This window comes from Stieleria marina (assembly GCA_007741555.1).
In the GTDB taxonomy this organism is placed as follows: Bacteria; Planctomycetota; Planctomycetia; order Pirellulales; family Pirellulaceae; genus K23-9.
On sequence record CP036526.1, the window covers coordinates 2,251,163 to 2,273,646 of the forward strand.

The window sequence follows — 22,484 nt, forward strand, 5'->3', positions numbered from 1 at the left end:
ACGACATGTTTGAACACAATCAACTTGCGGTGATCAACATTTTGCGGCGCAAAAACGAAACCTCCCGCGCGCGTGACATTCGTACGCACCGGAAGCTTTAGTGGCCCTGAAAGCGCAATGGCGCTGACGCATCGCAGGTGCGATACGCGAAAGAAGAATCGTCACCTTGAAGAGGTGGCGAATCGTAGAGATGAATTCGCCGGACGGGGGGCGTCCGGCGTGAATGAGTTTGTGAACGCGAAGTGTTCTAAATCAAATCTCCAAAGGCGGCGTCCAACGCGCTAAGACGATCATCCTGGTCGGTTTCATCGTCCGAATCAACGATCAGGTCGATGAAATCAAGGTTGTCTTGCGTTTCGCTGTCGGACCCGACGACGGATGCGTCAACGACCTTGGTAGCCGAATCCTGAGTGAGCAGCGAATCCACTTGGACGATGCGTTCGTTGGTTGGTTCCGTCGAAGTGAGAATTTCGGAGGAAATTAATTCGCTCTGGCCACGATCATTCGCGGCTTGTTCCGCCAATTGGTTGATCACGAACAGGATGTCAGCAGGCGAAATTTTCTGGTCGCCGTTGGCATCGTAGTAGTGGACCGGAACGCCGTTGGACTGGTAAAGGTCCGATCGAACATCGGGTGAAATGTTTGGGATTTCCCCGCCTTCTTCCGCCAGCAAGTTGATTACCAGCAAGGCGTCGAGAGGCGAAATGTCTCCGTCCGCGTTGACGTCATGGAATCGAACTGCGTTTTGTAAACGGCTGTTGGAGAATCGGACGTCGACCGTCGCTGGTTCACTGTATCGACCGTTGATGTCAGCGATCGAGTACTGGAACTGATCCGCACCGACAAAGTCAGCATCAGGTGTGTAGCGGATGCTTCCACCGCTAAGCACTTCGACATTCCCGCGGATCGGTTGACCGGCGATGATGATGCTGTTCAGGTTTAGCCCACGGTTGGGGGCCGTGTTTGGGCTGTCAGGATCAAAGTCGTTGGCCGCGACATCGATGACGAACGCTTCGTTGATAAACGATCCGCCCACGTCGTCGCGAGCAATGGGAGCCGCGTTGGCCGAAATGGTGATCGTAGCCGGTTCGCTTCGCAGCCCAAGGTCATCGGCCACGGTGTAGCGGAATGTGTCTTCGGTCGAGAAGTTTCCAAACGGCGTGTAACTAATGATACCGCCGTCGCTGATGTCCAGAGATCCAAACGCTGGTTGCAGCGTGATCACGATCGATGTTGGGTCGATTTGACCATCAATGTCGGAATCGTTCTCCAGTGGTCGAATGATCGTCACACCTGCTGGATTCAACGTCGGCGTGTCAGCGACCAATTTTGGTGCGTCATTGATGCCAGTGATATTCAGGCTGACTGTCACCGAATTGCTAGAGAATCCACTTGCGTCTTGAGCAGCGTACGAGAAGCTGTCGACGAGCAGTTGGCCTTCGCGAAGACCCTGCAACAGATCCGAGTTGCGTGGGTCATAGGTGATGTCGCCGGTCGTTTCATTGTACGACAGCGAAGCACCGTTGAAGGAGAACTGCGACGCGGACAGAAGCACGCGGAGCACCTCGTTTGGATTCGTCGCCAAGTCAGGGTCGATGTCGTTGGCTAGCAGTTGTGACGAAGGAATGATCAACACCGCGTCTTCGTTGGTGTCGATTACATCGGTCCGAGCGAGCGGCACGTCGTTGACTTCGCCGATGACGATTTGCAACGTCGCAGTTTCGGATCGTTCGCCATCGGAATCGATCGCAGTGACCTGCAGATTTGCAGTGCCCACAGCGTTGGTCGCGGTGGTGAAACGCAGGAATCCGTTGTCGTCAATCGTCGGTGCTGTTTGGAACAGGTCACTGACACTGGCAGGCGTGATGACCTCGAAACGAACCGTTTGCAACGCTTCATCATTCGGGCCCGCCGATACGTCGGTTGCCCACGGTTGCACGTCGTTGTACTGGCCCAGATCTTCGTTGATGTTGATGACGCCACCGGGCACAAAGCTCGGTGGATCATTGATGGCGTTGACGCGAATCGTAAACGTCTTCGTCTCGCTCGTATTGTCATCGTTGATTGACAGGTTGTTAGGGCCCGTGTCGACGACAAATACTTCAAACGTTGCAACTCCGTTTGCGTCAGGAGCGGCTTGGTAAGTCAACGTGGCATTGCTGCCAACGACTGCGGCAGTCGGTGGGGTCGTAAACAAATTTGGATCGCCGTTTACTTGAGTGATCGTAAACGAGAGCGATTGTGACTGGGCTTCATCGGAAGCTGTTGGCGGCCCAGCTTGAACATTGGTCGCCCACTGAGGAATTGAAATCAATCCTTCGTCTTCTTGCGAAACAACGTTGCCGGCTCCACTGAACAGTGGCTCGTCATTGATGGGCGTCACGTTCAACGTCACGGTGTTTCCAGCGAATTTGGGATCGCTGGTTTCAGTCGAATTGGTTCCGATGTCCACGGTGATTCCGTCATCGGTCACCGTGTAGATGAACGAATCGGTGCCGACGAAGTTCTCGCGAGGGGTGTACCTCAGCGCGATCAGTTCATTTGTGTTCGGGTCAAGGACTTGAGTCAGCGTGCCCAGTTCGGAAGTCGACGCCGTGATTGGTGTCGCTAGCGAAACGGTTTGATTTCCGCCCGGTGTAATGTCTTCGGATTCGTTGGCGGGGCCCGGCAAGAATGGCTTCAGCAATCCGTTGGACTGCGAATCACCGTTGACAGGAATGTCGATCGTGCCGTCTTCACGCAATGTGAACGTCAGCGGATCCGCATTCGGGTCGACTACCGGAGCATCGTTCTCTGGTTGGATCGTGATCGTGATGGTTGACGGAATCGATGAAATCAAGTCGCCACGAGTGTCGTTGCCCGGGCCTTCGTCATTCAGGAAGACTCGGAACTCAAATTTGCCGAAGACATTCTCGGCAGCTTCGAACGCTAAAGTTCCATCAGGCGAGATCGTCGGGAACTCGTCAAAGAACTGTTGCGACTGGGTTGCCGGAACTGTCAGTGACGTCAGGCTGAACACGACAGGTTGTCCGGTCGTCACGTCGACTTCGTCAAACGCGGTCGCCACAGGTCCAGCGGAGATGTTAAAGGCAAAGTTCGGGAATTCGACTCGGCCAGCATCCTCGGGAGCTTCGGGGCTCGGGTTGGCGATCGTGAATTCCGGTCGGTCGTTGACGGGATTCAAATCGAACAAAACGGTGTTGAACGCCGTCAATTGATCGTCTTCGAGATTGCCTGAGTCCAGGTTGTAAGTCTCGCCACCCACAGTGCTGTTATCACGAACGGTATAGACGAACGAGTCCGTTCCGCCGCCGCCGATTTCATTGTTGTAATTCAACGGCGGTGTGTAGTTCACGCCGACGACTTCGCTGTTGACGATCACAGGAGTCAACTGGCCACCAAAGGCGGTCGTTGCAGGCAGACCTGTAAAGAAGCGAAGCGTTTGATCGCCGCCTAGCGTTCCATCAAGTTCGTTGTCTGGACCTGACATAAACACGTCCAACAAACCAGGTCGGTTGTATCCGACGATGTTCGGGTCTTGGCGGAATGGGATGTAGTACGGTTGTGGTGCTGCGCCGACTGGCTGCGAGTTGTCTTCGCGAAGCGTGTAAGTGATCGGTGCTAGCGAGACACGGCCCGTTATCGGATCGACTTCGCGGCCGATCGCGTAAGCGTCATCCTCATTGTTGATATCGCTGACCAAAGGATCGCCTGGCTGACCGACCACGTCGGTGTTAAAGCGAGGTGCGTCATTGATCGGACGAACATGAACGGTGATCGTCGCGTCGGTACTTTGCGGCGTGACGCCGTCGTCCGTGCCGCGAACAACGTACGTCGCTGTTCCGACCGCGTCGGGAGCGGGGAAGAAAGTCAGCCCGCCAGCGCTGTCGATCGTCGGCAACTGCGTCATCAATCCAACAGGAACATTGGACAACAGTGGGTCGATGCTGAACGTGACGGTTTGGTTTGCGACTTCGTCCAAGGCAGTCGCCATCGACGGAAGCACATTTTGAATCACGTTGTCAACCGTGCCGCCAGCGGAGTCTTCAGCGATTTCGATAACACTTGGCGACGTAAACGTCGGTGTGTCGTTTGTCGCTGTGACCGTGATCGTGACGGTTCCAGGGAATAGGGATCGATCCGATGGCAAATCAACGGTCCGCCCCGTGCCAGTGACAACGGTCTGTCCTTGGTCTTCGTCTTCGACGATGTACGTGAAGAAGTCATTGGGCTGGAATGGTGCCAGTTCGTTGTAGTCCGTGGCGGGAGCGTAGAAACCTGTGGTAAAGGCTCCTCCGTTGAACGTCACGGTGATCTGGCCACCTTCGATCGTCGGCAAAGTATGAGTTCCGTCGCCATCGACCAAAGCGTCGATGGTGCCGAGAGCTGTCGAGAATGCGACCACTCTTAGGTTTTGATCGTCTTCGTTAAACGGCGTGCTCAGCGTGGCGTTGAATTCGCCCGGTGCCGATGCAAGTTCGGTCAATGCGGCAGTGTTGACATTGGTAAATGTCAGCTCCGCACCGGATGCGGTGACCCCGAAGCCGGCAGCACGAAGAGCGACTTCGACGCGTGTCGCAATCGAATCCGCAATGTCCGCCGGAGCGTACTGGACAACAAAGTCAGTGCCAGTCGATGCGACTCCAGTCGTATTGAATTCGACCACGACCGGGGTGCTGTCGGACAACGTCAAGGTCACTGTTTCGCCATCAACCAGACGACGTCCCGCTGGAAGTGTCAACGACGATGAGGTCGTGACGATAGCGGTTGCCGGTGGGGCGGCAACAGCGTTTGTCACCGTGTGGAACGTGACGTCGGCGCCATTGGCGGTCGCACCAAAGAACTGATTCTGCAGCACGGCGACCAAGTTACTTGCAACCACATTGCCAGGGTCAGTGTCGGTCACGATGACAACAAAGTCGGTGCCCGCACTGGGGGTGCCAGTCGTGTTGAATTCGATCACGCTAACGCCGCCCGAACCATCGTCGACCGTAATGGTTTCGCCGTTGATAAAGTTGGCGCCATCCGGAAGAGTTAGCACATCGCCGGAGCGAGTGATTTGTGTCGCCGCATCATCGACCGAGACGACTAGCGAAACGAACTGGACGATCGATTGGTTGCCCACGCCTGCTTGAACAATGCTGCCGATGCCATTGTTGGCAAAGGCCGCACGAAGCGAATTAGCGACGGTGGTTGCGTCATCAGCGTCCGTGTAAGCAACAAGCACGTCGGCGTTGTCCACCGAAAAACCTGTTTCGGAGAACTCAAAGACAGTCGTGCGACCTGCAGCATCAGTAACCGTGATGGTTTCACCACCAGTCAAGCTTGCACCGTCGACGACGGTTACCGAAGTCGCGTCAGCGACAACGCTGGTCGTGAACACGCCGGTTGCAATGCTGTTGACCGAAGCGAATGAGACCGTGTCATTGGTAGGTGTTCCGCCGACACCGACTGCGGTCAGTGAGGTTGCCAACGAGGTGGCAATCTGAGCAGCCGTGTCAGTCGTCGTGTATTGGATCAGTACATCGGTTCCGGTCGATGGAGTGGCTGTCGTGCTGAATTCAACAACCGTTGTCAGTCCATCAGCTCGGGTCAGTCGCAGTGTGTTGCCGTCGATCATCGATGCGCCATCGACAACCACAATGTCAGTGCCATTGATCGTGATTGGTGATGTCACGCTGGTGCCAAGGCCGCTGATCAGTGTGCCAGCGGTAAATGGTAGCTGGGCGGCAGCGGCGGGTTCGACAGTTTCGGCGATCGTCAGAGCACGGTCGTAGGCGACCGGTGCATCGTTAGTCGGTTCCAAAACGATCGACGACGTAATGCTCTGACGAACCGGACGCAGGGTTGCTGTTCCATCGAGGGCACGGTCGATTCCCAAGTCTTCGACTTCGTAAACAAAGTCGACGCGTCCAAACACATTGGCAGCGGGGACAAAGGAAACGTCGCCGCTAGGTAGCAGTGAGATTTGGCCCAACGATGGGTTGGCCAACGAAACGCCGACGATTTGAAGAGGTGCGTCATTGCCTTTCAAGAAGTTGACTTCATCGATGGCGGTCGCCGGTCCGCTGGCGTCATTGCTCAGCAAGAACGCTTCTGGGATGACGAGCGAGTTGTCCTCGGTCGGGATCGGAGCGGTTTGTCCCAATCCTGAGTAGTAGGCCAAGTAGTTTGCGTCGTCGCTGGCGATTGTTTCGCTGGTCAGAGCTGGCGTGTCGTTGACCGGTTCAACGCGGATGCTGACCGTTGCTTGCGGATTCTGCGAGTTTTCGACCGGCAGTGCCGCGCCCAATGTCCCGTTTTCAAATTCGACGGCACCATCGTCCTGAACGGTAAACTGGAACGTGTCCAGGATGTCCGCAATGTCCGAGTTGAAATCCGTCGCGTCAGGGTTGCTGCGGAATCCGGGGGTGTAGAACACTGACGTTACAAAACCACCGGAGAATGCTGCACGCAGACGTCCCCCTTGCGGCGTAATCTGTTCTTGGCCGTCACTGACGATTTGGTTGAAACCATCCGCTGAAATCGAAACGATGTTCACGGTTTGGTTGGATTCATCAAGCGGCGCAGTGACTCCTGCTCCCGGGGAAGCGTGTCCGACGGCACCGGCAAGCAAGTCCGAAGCTAAGTACTCTTGCTCGGTGTCTTCGATCGCCGAAACCAACTGGTTCTGGGCTGCGGGAGCATCATTGTCCGGTTCCACCGTAATCGTCACCGTAGCGGTGACTGGATTGTCCGGCGGGGAAGCATCGCCGTTTTGCTGGGTGCTCAAGCGATAGGTGAACGTGTCGGTCCCGTAAAAATCTGGGTTCGGTGTGTAGATGAACTCACCGGGATCTTCGTTGTTGGTGACGACGACCGTTCCGTTCTGCGGTTGATCAACAACAAAGAAACGGACTGGCAAAACTTGGGTGCCAGTCGGGTCATTGACGATGATGCCACTGCTTGTCGTCGATGTGTCGGAAGTGCCAGCAACCGTCAGGCTGTTGTCTTCCAGTACCGTGTAGGCATCGTCCATTGGCACAGGAAGAGCCAGCGGTTGGACGGAGATTTGGTAATCTTCGACTTCACCACCGACACCAACGCCGGTTGGAGTCAGGTTGCCTGATTCACTGATGCGAACTCGCATCCAAGTGTCACCGGCGGTTGCGTCGATCGGCGATCGGAAAGTGACGCGGTTGTCACCATCGACACCCTCAGCGACCGGTTCGTTGGTCAGCACTTGTTCGTCGTCTTCAAAGATGCCGTTGCGGTCGTAGTCGACCCACGCATCCAAGAGACCTGAACCGACCACGTTGACGGCCATCGTGGTGCCGGCTGGATCCAGCGGGTTGATGAATCCAAGAACGTCTTCGGCGTCAACGGTTCGCGGTGTCGCGTCGTTTGGATCGGTGAAGACATAAAGTGGTCCAATGCCCGTCGCAAAATTAGGCACATAGATACCGATCGATACACCGTCTTCGTCGTCGACCGCTTCAAGCGAAATTGTTGCGTTGGTCGCGTCGAACGTCATGATGACCGATTCGTCGATCTCTGTGATCTGACCCCGAAGTTCCAGAGCAATGTTCTCGGCCACTTGGGCCGGAGTGTCACTTGGCGAATACGGGATTGGGATACTGCCGATCAGCGGCGTCGTGTTAGCAAGCGTCAACTGGAAAGTTGTGACGCTGCCGTTGACATTGACCTGCAGTATTTCACCGCCAGCAGCGACAACGTTTTCGATGGCGATCACCGTTTCCGTTGCCGACGGAGTCGACAGAGTGAAGATCGCGCTGTTTTCAGAAACTGTCACTGTTGGCGGAGCGTCGTCACCGCCTGTGGTGGGATCATTGTCGACATCAGGGGCACCGTCTGTTTCGGTGTCCAGGTAACGTCCCAGTCGTGGCGTTCGGTCGGCAGCCACGGTGTGTCGTGCGCCGTTGCTGGCGTCAAGCGTTCCATAGGAATCAGGTGCGTCACCGAAATCAAACACGACATCAGGCATGATGATCGTGAAACGAGTTTCTTGATTGACGCGAGTTTCGCGAACTGGATTACCAGCCAAGTCCGACACTGCTCCCAACTGGCTGCCAATGGCTGTAACCGGTGTGCCGCCGAACGTGGCTAGGACCGACTGAGCATTGGAGATCAGCAATTGGCCGTTGCCAGGGCTTATTGTCTGAGCCGCAGAGCTGGAATCGTTCAGGGCGGTTTGGATCGCCGCTGCTGTCGCCGCCGGTGTGAACTGAGCCGATGGGATAAACGTGATCGGCGTTGTTCCGGACGTGTTGCCCGGTTCTCCGCTGGTGAGTAGCGAATTGGTGGTCACGGCTGTTACGGTCAAACTGTCGCCGGAGTCGCCGCCAATTGCCACTTTGCCTTCGCCAATGGCACGAACTTCGTTCAATCCCAAGTTGGGGTCGGCCGAAATCGCGTCGCGGATTCTCTGAGCGATTTGGTCCGGAGTATCCAAACGCGTAATGGCGATTGGCGTAAAGGCCGGGTCACTGACCAATGCATCCGTGGTCAGCTCGAACGTGGTGGTCGCTGATGCGGTGGAGTAAGTAAAGAGGTCTCCATCGCCAGACGTCGCAACCTGACCGCTTCTGGCCACTTGGCTAAATCCGCCTGTGATCACGTGATCGGCCAGTGTGCCGAGCTGGATTTGGCTGCTGCCAATCGCAACCGGTGCCAAGTCAAGAGCTTCGGCGACCGTCAACGGCGACAAAGCAGAGTCCACTGAATTCAACGCGGCAAGAATCGCATCACGCAATTCAAGGACCGTGCCGGCACTGCCAACTTCGACAGCGATGTTGCCAGCCGTCACACCACCGGAGCGGTTGATTTCCAGCGTGCGTGTTTCGCCGCCAGTCAGAGCGATGGTCAGCGTTTCACCGTCGACGACATCGGCATTGGTCCCAGACACCGTTAGCAAAGTCGACTGAGGAACTGTTAGCGAGAACCCGCTATCGAATTCGAATGTTACCACGCCGCCGTTAGTGTCCTGGATGATGACTTGATCGCCATCCAGAATTCCATCTCCACCTGGGAAAGGAACCTTCACGCTGGGTTGATTGTTGAGCGTGATTTCATACACCGCGTCAGGTCGCCACAAACCGGAAATCGGTGTCAAGCGAAGGGTGCGGTTGTTGGCGCTGTAGCCAAAGATGTAATCCACGTCCGGCGTCAGCAGTTGACCGTTTTCGGTCAGGATCACGTTTTCTGAAGTGATGGTGTCGGTGTCCGGCCCCGTGCCTGATTCATCGATCAACTGGACTTCAAAGAACTCGACGATGCCATCGGCCAAGCGGACGAACGACGAATCGACGTCTTGATCGCCACCGGGGACCACGAATCCGGTTGCATCCTGTGGTCCAACCAACACGGCAACAGGCCGCTCATCATCGGCGCGGTCAATCGCTCCGCGGTCAATAAAGACATTCAGACCAACACCACCGGGAGTCGTCACAAGAGGATCATCAACTCGGACTTGCCCGTAGGCGTCTTGTCCTGGCGCGATGATCGGTGACGGCGAGATGCCGATTGGCTGTTTGACCGTTTGCAAGAAATTACTGCGATCCGTCAGCGAAGCAAACGAACTATCGATGATGTCCGAGCCGGCTGCTGGAATGTAAATCTGACGTGCCAGGTCTTGGAACAAATCCACGTCATCCGGAATGACGAACGAAGAATTCGCGACACCCTCAGTCGAATCGGTCGCGTTGTTTTGGAACGCATTGCCGCCCGCAACAATCTCGCCGGTCTGGTTCGCTGTCGCAACCAGTCCCTGGTCGACGTACGAAATCACGTTGTTCAGGACCGTTGGGCTTGCCGATCCGCTGATGCGGATTCCGTCGCCCGCTCCAGTGCCGACCACTGTATTGTTGATAATGCGGCCAAACAAAGTGGGGGCGGCAACCGTGCCGTTCGTACTGATGTCCCCGCCAAACGAAATGCCCACAGTGCCGGAGGTCGCAACCACATTATTGCTAATCACCACACCCGGAATCAGTTCGTCGCTATTTTCGTTTCGCAGCAGTGCGGCGGATCCAGGACGTGGCAACAGGTCGCCTTGGATGGCTCCATTGTTGTTGACCCGTGTTGCACCGCGAGCGCTGTTGGTCGCCAGAATGCCGGCATTCTGTGAATCGCTAATGAAGTTGCCCGAAACAATGATCTGTCCCTGCGGGCTGACGCGGTTGGCATCGCCGATTCCAAATTGGAAATCGGTCATGATCACGTCGCGATCAGGAACGGCAGCCGATGACAGAGCATCGGGGCGAATCGTTAGCTGATATTCGCCCGAGCCACCGCTGCCGCCGAACAACGTCGCCGACGAAACGACCACATCGTAGTAGCCTGTTTCCGGTGCGGTGAACTTCATGAACGCCGCCAAGTCGGATTCCCCGGGGGCACCCGTTGGCGTAATGATCGACGTCTGCTGCAGAGTCGTTTGTTGGGCGGTAGCGCCAAAGTCCTGAGATGCAAGAACTGAAATTACCGGCAACGTCAGCAGGCTGGACGAGGTGTATGCTCCTCCGGCAGTACCTGCCTTGGTAAACCCAACGGTGTCGACGTCAATGTCAATCGTTTGGTTGGCTTGGACAAAGATCCGTACCGAATCAAAATCAAATTCAGGAACCGAGGATTGAATGATGGCACCGTCTTGTAGGTTCGATGGAACGACGCCCGTGTTGACTTCGTCACCGATTTTTCCCACCGCGACAAGCGTGTCGACACTGCCATCGACAAAGCTAGTGACGGAAGATCGAGCCAGCTGGCTACCGAAATTCGTGTCGACGACCGATTCCACGGTGTGATCGACTTGCGGAATCTGCTTGGATGTTTCGCGGCCTTGGAAAGTCTCTTCAGCAACCAAGTCGAGCTTGATGTAGCGACCGCCGGTGTGGTTGACACTAATGTTGTCGCCAAACAATTCGACGCGGTTGCCTGTTGGCACAGCCAGTTCCAATCCGTCACTGGTAGCTGCCGTGATGTTCAGGACTCCCTGGACTTGCTGCGAATTGATCGCATCGCGGATCGAACGCGCGACAAATGCTGGGTCGGTGTTGGCTGGGTTGAACGGAACTCGAACGCTGCCTGAGTCCACTGTTCCGTCAGAGAACAGGTCAAACTCAAACTTCATTTGACGATCGCCATCACTAAGCGTGAAGAAGTCGCCGTCAACCAACGTGTACGCCGGTTGGGCGATGATCGTTACAGCACCATCAACCAGTCGGTCATTCGTATCGAAGGACCGTCCCGCACTGATCGTGTCGTAAAGGAACAGATTGACTGGATCGTAGTCTTGCGGGACTCCATATTCGTCGCTGGTGCGGATCTCCAAGTTGTAGCCGCCCAAGAGCGTTTCGTTCTGACGTTCTGGCTGGATCGCGGCAGGATGCGAATCGGGAAGTGTTTCCGGATTGAAAACGAAATCGCGATTGCCGGTCGGAGCGTTCAAGACCATTTCGCCACGTTCGGCGAAACCAACAATGATGTCGTCTAGGTAGACACCTTCGACCTGGTTGTTCTGGGCGCCATTCTGTTTGATTTGATTGGTGGCAATCGCGATCGGTGCATCTTCGCCAAACAAATCGCCCGGTACTGGGCTACTGACAGGGACGATGTTGAACGTCGACTGGTCAAAACGGAAATCGTCCTGGTCATAGCTGGACGATCCAAAACTACCGGCTGCAATCGGCGTCGTGTTGTACAGTCGGATTCGATCGCCACCATAGATTTTGTAGTTGTCAGCGCTGGCGGTTGACACGTTGTCCGTCGCACTTGCTCGACCAAATCCATCGGCAAAACCAAGTTGAATTGCCGCAGCGACTTCCTGCGTTGTCATTTTTGAATTGACAATGATGGACGTCGCATCGGTGATCGACTCGAAACTGATGAACGACGAACCGGCGTTGGACGAAACCGAAGCCACGTTGAGCAACAAGATTTCACGCGTGTTGGTCAGGAATGCTCGCAAGCTGACTGGCAGCTGCGAAACCACGCTCGCAGCGACATCAGCGGCACTGTCGGTGGGTTCAAAGACGACTTCGTTTGCTGCCCCGGTGACCGATACAGGAGCAACTAGTTCGATCGTTACTGTACTGAGATCTTTCAGCGTGAACGTAATGGTTTCGCCGTCGGTGATGTTGGCACCGGCGGGAATGGTTAGCGGTACGGCTGATTCGTTGATCGTCGTTGTCTGCGTCAACGTCTGATCAGGATTCAACGTGACGTTCGCGTCGGTTGCTTCACGCGAATAGATTCCGTTCCCATCCGGACTGACGTAAGCCGTTGTCGTCAACGCCAGGGCGTCGATGATCTGTTGGTAGAGATCCGCTGCTGTGTCAGTTTCGTTGTAGAAAACTGGCACCGTGCCGATGTCCGATACGTTTGTGCCGGAACGAATGAAGGTGATGATTTCGGTTTGGAAACCAGGCAGGTCAATCGTGACCTGTTCCCCGTTGCGCAGTTCAAATGCGTCCGGGATGTCCAGGTTTGTGACATCGAACGCTGAATAGTCAAACGCAACGGTTAGGCCGGTTCCACCAGGTGCGTAGAAAGTCGCATTCGCATCGAAGAAAACCGTGTCGCCCGCACCACTTGCTACCACTGCGTCAGGAGTAATCGTTGCCAGGACAGCTTGCGCACGCAATGCGATGTCAGCAGCCGTGTCCGTCAGCTGGTAGATCACTTCGTTCGGTCCAGCCGGTCCAGCTGATTCGACAAACGTAATGATCGTTGTGGTGCCGCTAACCGTCACCTCTAACGTGTCGTTGTTGGTCATCCCTATGCCGTCCGGCACGGTTAGATGAAATGCACCTTCACTGACGCGGGTGATCTGCGACGTCGCTTGATCGCTAGACGCATCCACGACACCGAACAAGAGGACACTCGTGCCCGAAATGGCAGCGTCGACTTGGCGCGAGCCTGCATTGATTGCTGCCACCAAGCGACCTTGAATTACCGAAGCCGTGTCGCCTGGTTGGAAGTGAACCGTGTCGATCGGTGCGACGGCGGGGCTGGCGACAAACGTGATGTCTAGTGGTCCCGAGTCGGTTGAAATTCGCAGGATTTCGCCGTCGATCAAGTTGTCACCGTCCGGTGCGGTCACTCGGATCGATGGAGTCACACCTGTGTCCAATGCACCACCGCCAGAACGCAGGTTTTCGGCCAATAGCGATACAGTGGTTCCGTCGGCTTCCACCACAGCGCCGTAGCGCGCTGGGAGTGCAGTGACGATACGTGGTGCGATCGTATCGGCGGTTTCACCCGCAGCGAAGAAGACTCGGCCAGGGGCGATCAGATTTGGGTTGTCGATGAAAGTCAGCGTGAACGATGTGCCATCGTTGGAGTCAATCTCCAGCGTTGATCCGTTGGTCAGGTCGTCGCCGTCTTCGGTAAGGATCGTTGCACGGTGCTCCATGACGCTAACACTGTTGGCCGTCTGGATCAGAGTGGGGCCAAACTGAACATCGATGTCGACTGTGTTGATGAACGAAATCAGTCCATTGCCTGCGTAGACCGCCGAATAGCTTGATGGAATCTCCGCGAGGATTCGTGCGGCAATGTCATCAACAGTGTCCGTTGCACTGAAGGCGATTTCGCCCGGAGCACCGGTAGGAACACGCACGAATTGCATTTCGGTGGACAGCAGGTCGAACGAATCTTCGACCCCGTTGCCATCCACGTCCGTGCCAAATTGGAAGTCAGCATCGATTCCAAAGTCGATGCCGTCATTGTCAAAGTCAAAATCGAAGAGCACGTTGGCGGGGAAGAGTCGAATGATCTCTCCGTCGACCAAGTCTTCGATCGCAGGGATAGCCAGTTGCGTCGTGGGTGCCCCAAAGGCTCCGCTTGGGTTGAACTGGATGGGGTTGGACTGGCCGATGACGGCATCGCCCAAGGCTTCAAAATCGGTTGCAGCCAGCACATCGATTGTGCCGTCGTTGTTATCCAGGGGATTCAGCGATGTCGGCAGCACGGCAAAGACAGCCGCACTGATGTCAGCAGCCGTATCGGTAGCCGCAAAGACAACTTCGCCAACCACGCCGGTCGTGTTGCCAACGGTATTGAACGTAACGACAAACGGGCCTTCAGGACCTGTCACGCTGAATTGATCGCCGTCATTCAGTTCTGAACCAGCGGGGAGAACAATGTCGCGACCGACAATGGTTTCAAACGAAACGTCGACAAAATCGGTTTGGAAACGCAGTTCTTCGTTATCGACGACTTCGTCACCGGGGACGGCAACAAAGTCAATCGCACCATGGTGGACTCGCATCGATCCCGCAGTCGAGAAATCGAATCGAATGCGTACATTTTCGCTACCAGCTAGAGGCCCTAGATCGACACGGGCCTGGCGCCACTGAGTCGTTTCGCCCGCGTCGCCACTGTCGAACAACTCTTGGACGGGAATATTGGTGTCGTTAAAGTGGTCGTATTCATCGTCAAATGGCAATTCACGATAGTCATCGTTGGTCGCCAACAATTGCCACTCGCCGTCGTCGCCGGCGCCGAACACGCGGAAGCTGTCGTTTTGCAATCGAACAGCACGCAGGTAGTCATCGTCAGCTTCGACATCCAGCAAGTAGCTGAAGTACAACGTCGGTTTGTCAGCTGAACTGTAGCCTTCCAGGTTGATCGGTTGCGAGATGACTGAACCCTGTGATCCGCCAGGTGCCAATTCGCCAAACCCATCTCCATCGCCCCGCGAGATGGTGTTGTTTGCTGTGTTGCCATCGACTTCAAAACCGTAGTAAAGCGATGTGCCTCCATTGACCAATCCACGGCTTTGATCGAACGGAGCGTCGATTCCGTGTCCATCGTTGTCGAATCGGTCACCGGTAAGGTGCCACGGATTTGTTTCCAAGTGGGTGAAGGCTGCACCCGTTGTAGGAACTCCGATTTCGAATCCATCAATGAAGGTCAATGGAATCGCGGATTTACCATTGTAAAAGACGTTCGACGCTTGGACTTGACCGGTCTGATCAATCTCCAGTGCATACAACCATCCGTCGATGGTCGTCGCAAAGATGACGTTCTCGTAAACGCCGTCTTCGATGGTCGGCGGGCCCAGTGTCATGCCAGTGAACACAGGAGCGCCGCTGCCAGCGTGGGCAGGGTCGCGTGTTGCGGTTCCGTGAAAGGTCGTCGGAATGACGCCGTCGTAACCGAATGCATCGCTGGATGCCGGCGCAGCAACGGTCGTGCGATAATCAAACGAGTGAACACCGCCTCCGTTGGTCACGCCAATGAAGTCGCTGCTTCCGCCGTTCGGGTCGAACGTCATGCCCGTGATGTCGCCACCATCGCCGCCGGTGTTGAAAATGAATCCAGTGTCAACGATGCCAAATTCTCTGTCGCCCGAAGCCGGCCCGAAGGATGTGTTGTAAGGCGTGTTTCCGGGGAACATGCGATGCGCATTTCCGTTGAAACTGCCGCGACTCGAAACGTTGCCGTCTCCCACTCGCGTCGTATAGAACAGGTTGCGTGTCAAGGACTCGGGAATCTCAAACGCAATGCCCTGGTCGCTCGTAAGCCTGCCCGTCGTGGGATTTACAAACCGGTTGCCGTTTCCACGCACACCGATGATGTAACCAGGCGCATTGTCAGAGAAGTTCGCATTGCGGACGGTGGAACCTGGCGTCGTTGGGAACGCAATCGCAGTGGTCAGCAAGAACGCTTGGTTGTCGGCCGCAACAGCAGTGCCAGCAGCGTTATTGCTGCTGAAAGTAATCGCGTCGGTTCCCGATACGGACGCGCTGCCATCGACAGGACTCATCAGCAATTCATCGCCGACATCACCGTCATTGAACTGTCCCGTGGGTGGGCCGTAGCCGTACGAATACAGTTGGCCGTCGTCGCGGATCGCTAAGTCACCTGTTTGTTCAAGTGACTGACCGATCAGTCGTTCCATCGTGCCAGTGAACGGATTGAAACTGGCCAAAGTGGATTGGTTGTTTCCAGAGATTCCTGTGTCCAAGCTGACGAATAGTCGAATGTCGTCCAGCTTGTAGGGAACGATCGATTCGTTCGTAAAGTTGACGACCGGACCGAAAACGGATGTGTCCAGGAAGTCGGTTTGCGCGGCTTCGGCTGTGTAGCCCAGGCCATCGAGTGAGTCATCAATCAGCCGTCGAACCGAGTTGATCGGTTGCAGGCGGACGGTTGATTCAACGGGAGCTTCGTTAAAGAACTGGTCCAACGTCGCTGGGATCGCCGCGGCGTTACTGACGACGACAAAGTACGAACCTTCGGGGACTTCGACGGGGCCAATGTGAGCGTCCAAAACGCCGGCGGATCCCGCAGACAGATTGGTTGAATCGACTCCCTGCAACGGTCGTCCCACATCATCGGCGATGTTGGAATCACGGCCGTGTAGAACCAGCTGGCCAAACGAGTTGTAGACAGCCAGAGAGGTGTTGGGACGCCCCAATCCATCGGCGTAGTCGACGTCAAACGAGACCGTGACAAAACGATTCTCGCTATCGAAGACGTCGGGTTCGATTTGTTGGCTGAATACATCGACTTGATAGACGTCGACGTCTTCCAAACGAATGTTGGTATTGAACGAACTGAGGTTGCCGATGTTACCGGACACGGAGAGAGATCCGCGATCGGAGGTCGCCAAGTTGCCAAGTCGGTCGGCTTGGGCGTCGGCAAATACGAGTCGATTGTTGGCTGTCTCTTGGGTGAATTCGTCGCCGCTTTGCCCGTTGCCTGGAGTCGGGTCGATGATCGTCGAGTAGTCCAGGCTTTCTTGCGCATCCACCGTCAATGGTGAGTGCAGTGGGGCACCGGTGACGGTGATCGCATTGGTCGCATAGCGAATGTCGGCAAACTGAACAGTAGACCCCGATACTTCGTCGGCTTCCAAAAGTCGCGCTGACAAAGTGTATTGGCCGGACGTCAGGCCGCTTGCGCTACGGACGCGAACGTAGTACACGTTTTCGCTGCTGGACGAACCAGGCAAGATGACTCGCATGCCCGCATCCATCGGATTCGGGCCCTCTTGATTTCCCACGCCCGTCAAGAACAACGGTTGAATGACCGTGCCTTGAGAGACTGACAGGTTTTGCAGGGTCGATCGATCAGTGCCTTCGGCAAACGAATCGTCGCTGCGTGCCAGAACCACGTCATTGACGTCGACTAACTCAAGTACCGAGTCGAAACCGATCGTCGTGTCGTCGATGTCCAAGTAGACCGTCGTTCCGCCCGATGCGGTGAAACTATAGACGTCGACATCCGCTGGGTCAGCCAGCGTGCCGCGAACATTGAATCCAAGGCGTTCGTTTTCATCACCGGCGTACTGGTGATCTGCCAAGTCGCCGATGCGTTGAGCGTTGTTGGCGGTCGCGTTTTCGGCATTGGCTGCTGCCACTGCGGCTTCGGTTTCCAAAACATGCGCAACATTACGATCATTGGCGAATGTGTCGATCGTCAGACCAAGCCAATCACCGGCGACGGCAGCGGTTCCCGCGCCGTCGGTACTAAGTGTGTCGATCATTGGTCGCCCATCTGGCGTAAAGCCGGCGCCGACGGTGTCGTCATTGATGGACGTTAGAATCACGGGGTTACCCGGTGTTCCGATGACCTGCAACGTTCCGCCGATTCGGTCTTCGATGTCCAACGGAATACCGTCGGCAATCAATTGACCGGCAGGGCCGAATTTGACGACCAACCCTTGTTCTGGATCACTTTGCAATCGCAGGCCACTACGGAAATGGTGAGTCAGGCTGACGATCTGTCCGTCGACCACGTGTACAATGTCCGTATCGTCCCAGACGCTTTCGGTCGTCAGGATTTCGCTGCGAACACGCAGTCCATTGATCGTGTTGTCGTCCAACCGGTTGCCGTGAATCAGGGGGCCCTGGTTGTCTTGGTCCGTATCGATCAAGTCGATCAAACCCGTCGACCGTCCACCATCAAGCACGTCGTTGTAGTCCAACGCGTTCGGGTTGATGCTGATCGCAGCACCCAAGTTGGCCTGAATCGTGTTGTTCAAGATGACGGGTTGGCTGCCACGAACAAAGATTGCTGCGTCGTCATTGAATCCGATGCCATCGCGAGTGCTTGCCACACCAAATCCGCTGGCGTTGTCATGGATGTTCGAATTCGTGATTCGTACATCGGCTTGCAGGATTTCGATCGCGTTGAACGATGTAAACACACCGTTGTTGGCAGTGAATCCACCACCATTGCTGATGTCAACATAGTCCAAGCTGACGTTGGCGTCTTGGCGAAAGACCAATCCGGCCCAGTCGCCCGCTGCCGCATTGTCGCCGATCGCATCGTTGTTCGTGTCGAACGTTCCACCGGCACCAACGGAGTCGTCCAAGCGACTGGTGAAAATGATTTCTTGACCATCACGACCTTCGGCATAGAAATTCGCACCCGCACCGACTTCGATTCGGGCGTTTTGCATTTTGATGATCGTGCCAGGATCGATCGACAGCCGAGCGTTTAATCGTGGGCTGAGCAATGTCCCGTTACCGCCGTCATTGACCAGCAAGCTAGCGGTTTGCGCGCCAGTGTCGCTGAACGTTGACGTGGTGCTGTCCAGCGTTGCGGCCAAGAAGTAATCCGTTGTCGCCGGATCAATTCGGTAGACGTTCAGTCCAACGAAACCGTCCGGGATCGTTGGCAAGTTCGCAAGATTGATTGAACCGCTATTCGGTGCGACCAAGGTGCTAGTCGCAGCACTCGCTTGTGTTTCACCACCGATCGAATCGACGAACGTGAAACGGTACGAATAAGCATCGCCCGGGAACAAAGTACCGGAGGTTAGGCCAGTCGAGAGCAATACACCCGATCCGTCAGGACGTTGTTCGCTTCGTAACAAGCCACCGCGAGTTTCGCCATCATCAACGTAGGTCGTTGTGTCGCGATCCAACTGCGTGACGAAAATGTAATCGGTCGTGCCTGGGTCCAGACGATACAACCGACGTCCGGCGTACTCACTGGGAGCGGTCGGCAAATTGTCGATCGTTATCAATCCATCGCCGGATGCCGATTCGCGTTCGGTCGGCAAACTTGCAAGCGATTCGTTGCCGAGTTCGTCGACAAATGTCACGCGGTAGTCGTACTGGCCTGGGGCCAAGGTGCCGGTCAACGTCGGGTCGGCGGCTCCAGTGGTCAGGATGGCGCTCAGGACGTTAGGACGTACTTCCAGTAGCACGGGGCCACCAGCCTGTCCTCTGACTTCCAGGACTTCGCTCAGAGTGTGAACGATATCGGTATCGTCAAATCGCCCGCTAACGGTCAGTTGCTCTCGTTGGCCCGCGGCGGGAGTTTCCACGCGTACAAACAAACTGTTGAAACTGTTGTTTAGCAGCGTGTTGCCCGAAATTTCGGGCCCCACGCGACCGTAATCCGACGTGTGCAACGACGAACGTTGGTAAATCGGCGCGTGGAAATTCGTTTCGCGGAAACTGTTGGGGTCAGCGCTGATCGCCGCGTCGGCACTGTCCGTGATCGTGTTGTAGATCAAGGTCGGTCGGCTGGAAGCCATGTGCAACGGATTGACGATCAACGGATCATTCAAGTCCACCGAGCCGCCGCCGTAACTCATGTTGGCGTGGGATACATAGTCCAAGAAAATGCCTTCGGTCTCCCAGACCGGTTGGCCTTCGGCAAAGTCAAAGTCGTTGCGGAATTCGATTCCTGCCCAGTTGCCTTTTTGTGGCGTCGTGGGAGCAGGGTTCGTGTCGAACCCGATGGCTTCGTTGTTGTAGCTGGTAAAGATGACCTCACCTTGGTAGGTCAAGTTGCCGTTGTCATCGAAACGATTCGGTTGGCCCAGGACTTGAAGAGCCGCTTGCGATCGGTCTTCATCGACCGACTCACTGCCGACGCTGATTTTGGCACGTTGAAGTTTCAAAATCGATCCAGCATCGATCATGACGGTGACACCCTTGGGCACTTCAAATTCGGCACCGTCACGCAGCACGGTCGAACCATTGCGGCCGATTTCGTATGCCAAGTTGTCGTTGGTCGTGCTGATCAGCCCGTCTGCACCACCATTAGGCAGCAAGCGAATGATGTCGCCTTCGGTCGATTTGGCGATCGCCGCAGAAATGGTTCGTAGCGGTGCTCCCAATGAACCGTCGTTTGCGTTGTCGCCCAGTTTGTCGACAAAGATCGTTCGCGCTTGGTTGGCCGAAGCCGTGGAAATATCACGTGCGGTGCGGAACCAGAAGTTGAAGTCGCCGCCTTCGTTTCCGTCTGCGTCACCATCCAATTTGGTGCCCGTCGAATCCAGAATCGTGCTGCCATTCGCTGCGGTGAATGTCACTCGCAATTCGTAGCGGCCTTCTGAAACGCCACCCAAACCCGAACCGGAAACTTCGCCGTTGTAGTTTTCGTTGCCCGATGCGCTGACACCGATGATGTACTGGCCAGCCGTCAAGTCGATCCCGACGAACGAATCGTCGCTGTAGAAATCGTCGTTGCGTGCGATCAGTTCAAAGCTGCCATTGATCTCTTGATACACATTGATGTGAGTATCCAGCAGGCTGCTGCCATCAAGCCGTTCGGCAATCGTTTCGGCATCCAAGTGGCCGTCGGACGTGGCGTTGAACGAATAGAAATCAACATCGTTGCTTTCCGGTCGATGCAGTGCTTGGCCCAGCGTGATATCGCTATGGCTGATGAACGATGGTTCGACCGGCAGGTCGGGATAGAACTGATTGGAAAACACAACTGCGTTCGGTTCATCAGGTGATGATCCCCCCGCACCGACGCCTTCGGGCAGTTCAAAAAGATTGCCGATGCCAAGCAAGCTACCGATGCCGCGCACGGCTTCGACAAACCAGCTGGGCCGACTGTCTGGCGACAGGCCATAAGCAGCGTCGTACCAGTTTTCGCCCGCGTCCATGACCAAGACGCCCTGCGACGGATCTGATTCGTTGACGCGGTAAATGCTCAGTGGCGTATCGGCACCCGCACCCGTGTCGGCGGTGATCACGATCGTACGAAGGTCACCGGTGACGATCTGAAGGCCTTCGTTTTCCGTTTCGATGAACGTCACGCCCAATCGCTCGGAATAAAGGTCCAGCACTTCACGAGCGCGGTCTTTTTGCGCATCGGTGATTGCGTTGGTGGCGTTATTTAACTGAGGATCGGTGCCGTACAGCGTCGCAAAGTTGTAGGGAAATACATTGATGCCGGTGTGCGTATCGACGCGGCCGACCAATGCCGTGTCACGACGCTGATCGCGCGAACCCACTGCGTCGGTGGAACCGGGCCACTGCGACACAAACGGTTCGCTGGCTTGAATCAACCCGTCGCTCACCACGACACTCTGCGTGCCTGCGCTGAACGTGACACCCAAAGGCATCGCTTGGCTGAAGAGGTCGCCGGAGCCGCCTGCTGCACTAAGTGATAAAGGCGCGGTGGGCAGCGCATCGCCGCTACCGATTCGCAATCGAAACGTTCCCGTATTGCCATTGGCAGCGACAGGCACCAGTTCCGACAGATCTTGGTCGAATGTCAGGACCGCACGATTGAGCGTGGGGTCGTACAAGACATCCTGAGGAATGAACGGAGCGCCGTCGTCGGTGTTTTCGATGGTGCCATTGGTCAGAATCAGTTTGTACAACTGAGGATTGACGACCGGCAGCGTGCTGCCGCCCAAGAACGACACGGGCGGAGCGTTGGGGTTGGACAACGGATCGTCGTTGAAGAATACCCAGACTTGGTCGCGACGTTGGACTCGGGTTCCGCCGATGGTTTCGACAGGTTGCGGAACGACGCCAACAACACGCGGTCCGACTTCGACGTTGAAACGAACCAACTGGCTGGGCCGAACTTCGTCCAATGCATTGGGAGGGCACAGCAGATCGCCGTCAATGTCTCGCAGTCCGACGATGCCTGCGTTGGTATCGTCAAAGCCCGCGATGTCGATCGTGTACTGACCATCGGGGAGCGTTTCGGCGAAACGCGCGACGATGATGTTGGAACCGTTGTCTTGTTCAAAGCCGATGAACCCAGGCGAGACAACGATTGGATCGGATGAACCATCGCCACCGGCGCGACGGAATTGGATTCCCGCGAGGGTGGATTCGTCAATCAAATCGCCACCGAATCGCAACGTCAATTCAGTCGGAGCGACTGACAATTGATTGTTGGATTCCAGGCCAAACTGCTCGCCCGAATTGGCGGACACGGCAATCAGTCGCGGGCCTTCATCGATGCCAAGACCAGCGGCAAGTAGTTCGCGGCGTTCCAGCGTTTCATGGCTGAGACGGCGATCCGACTTGTGGGGCGAGCGAGTGCGGGAAGGTTTACGTCGAGGTTGTCGTTTCAGGGTCATAGTTGACCTGACCTAAGCGAAATGCGTTGAAAAATTGCAATGCTGCGATCGCAGCAGAAAACCGGCTTGAGAGTCAAACTCTCAAGTCGGTTCGTAAAATCGAGGGTAAAAAGGCCGCTTGGGCAGCCTAATCAGCGGATCATCCAAGGAGATTATCTCTGATGTACGTCTGGGTATTAAACGTGTT

Annotated in this window: 1 protein-coding gene; it reads right to left on the minus strand. The window is 55.7% G+C overall.

Annotation, left to right across the window (positions count from 1 at the left end):
- Positions 1 to 247 precede the first annotated feature (247 nt).
- Complete coding sequence (locus tag K239x_RS07825) at positions 248 to 22,297, minus strand: tandem-95 repeat protein (protein WP_145417284.1); 22,050 nt, start codon at positions 22,295 to 22,297, stop codon at positions 248 to 250.
- Between the last annotated feature and the right edge of the window lie 187 nt (positions 22,298 to 22,484).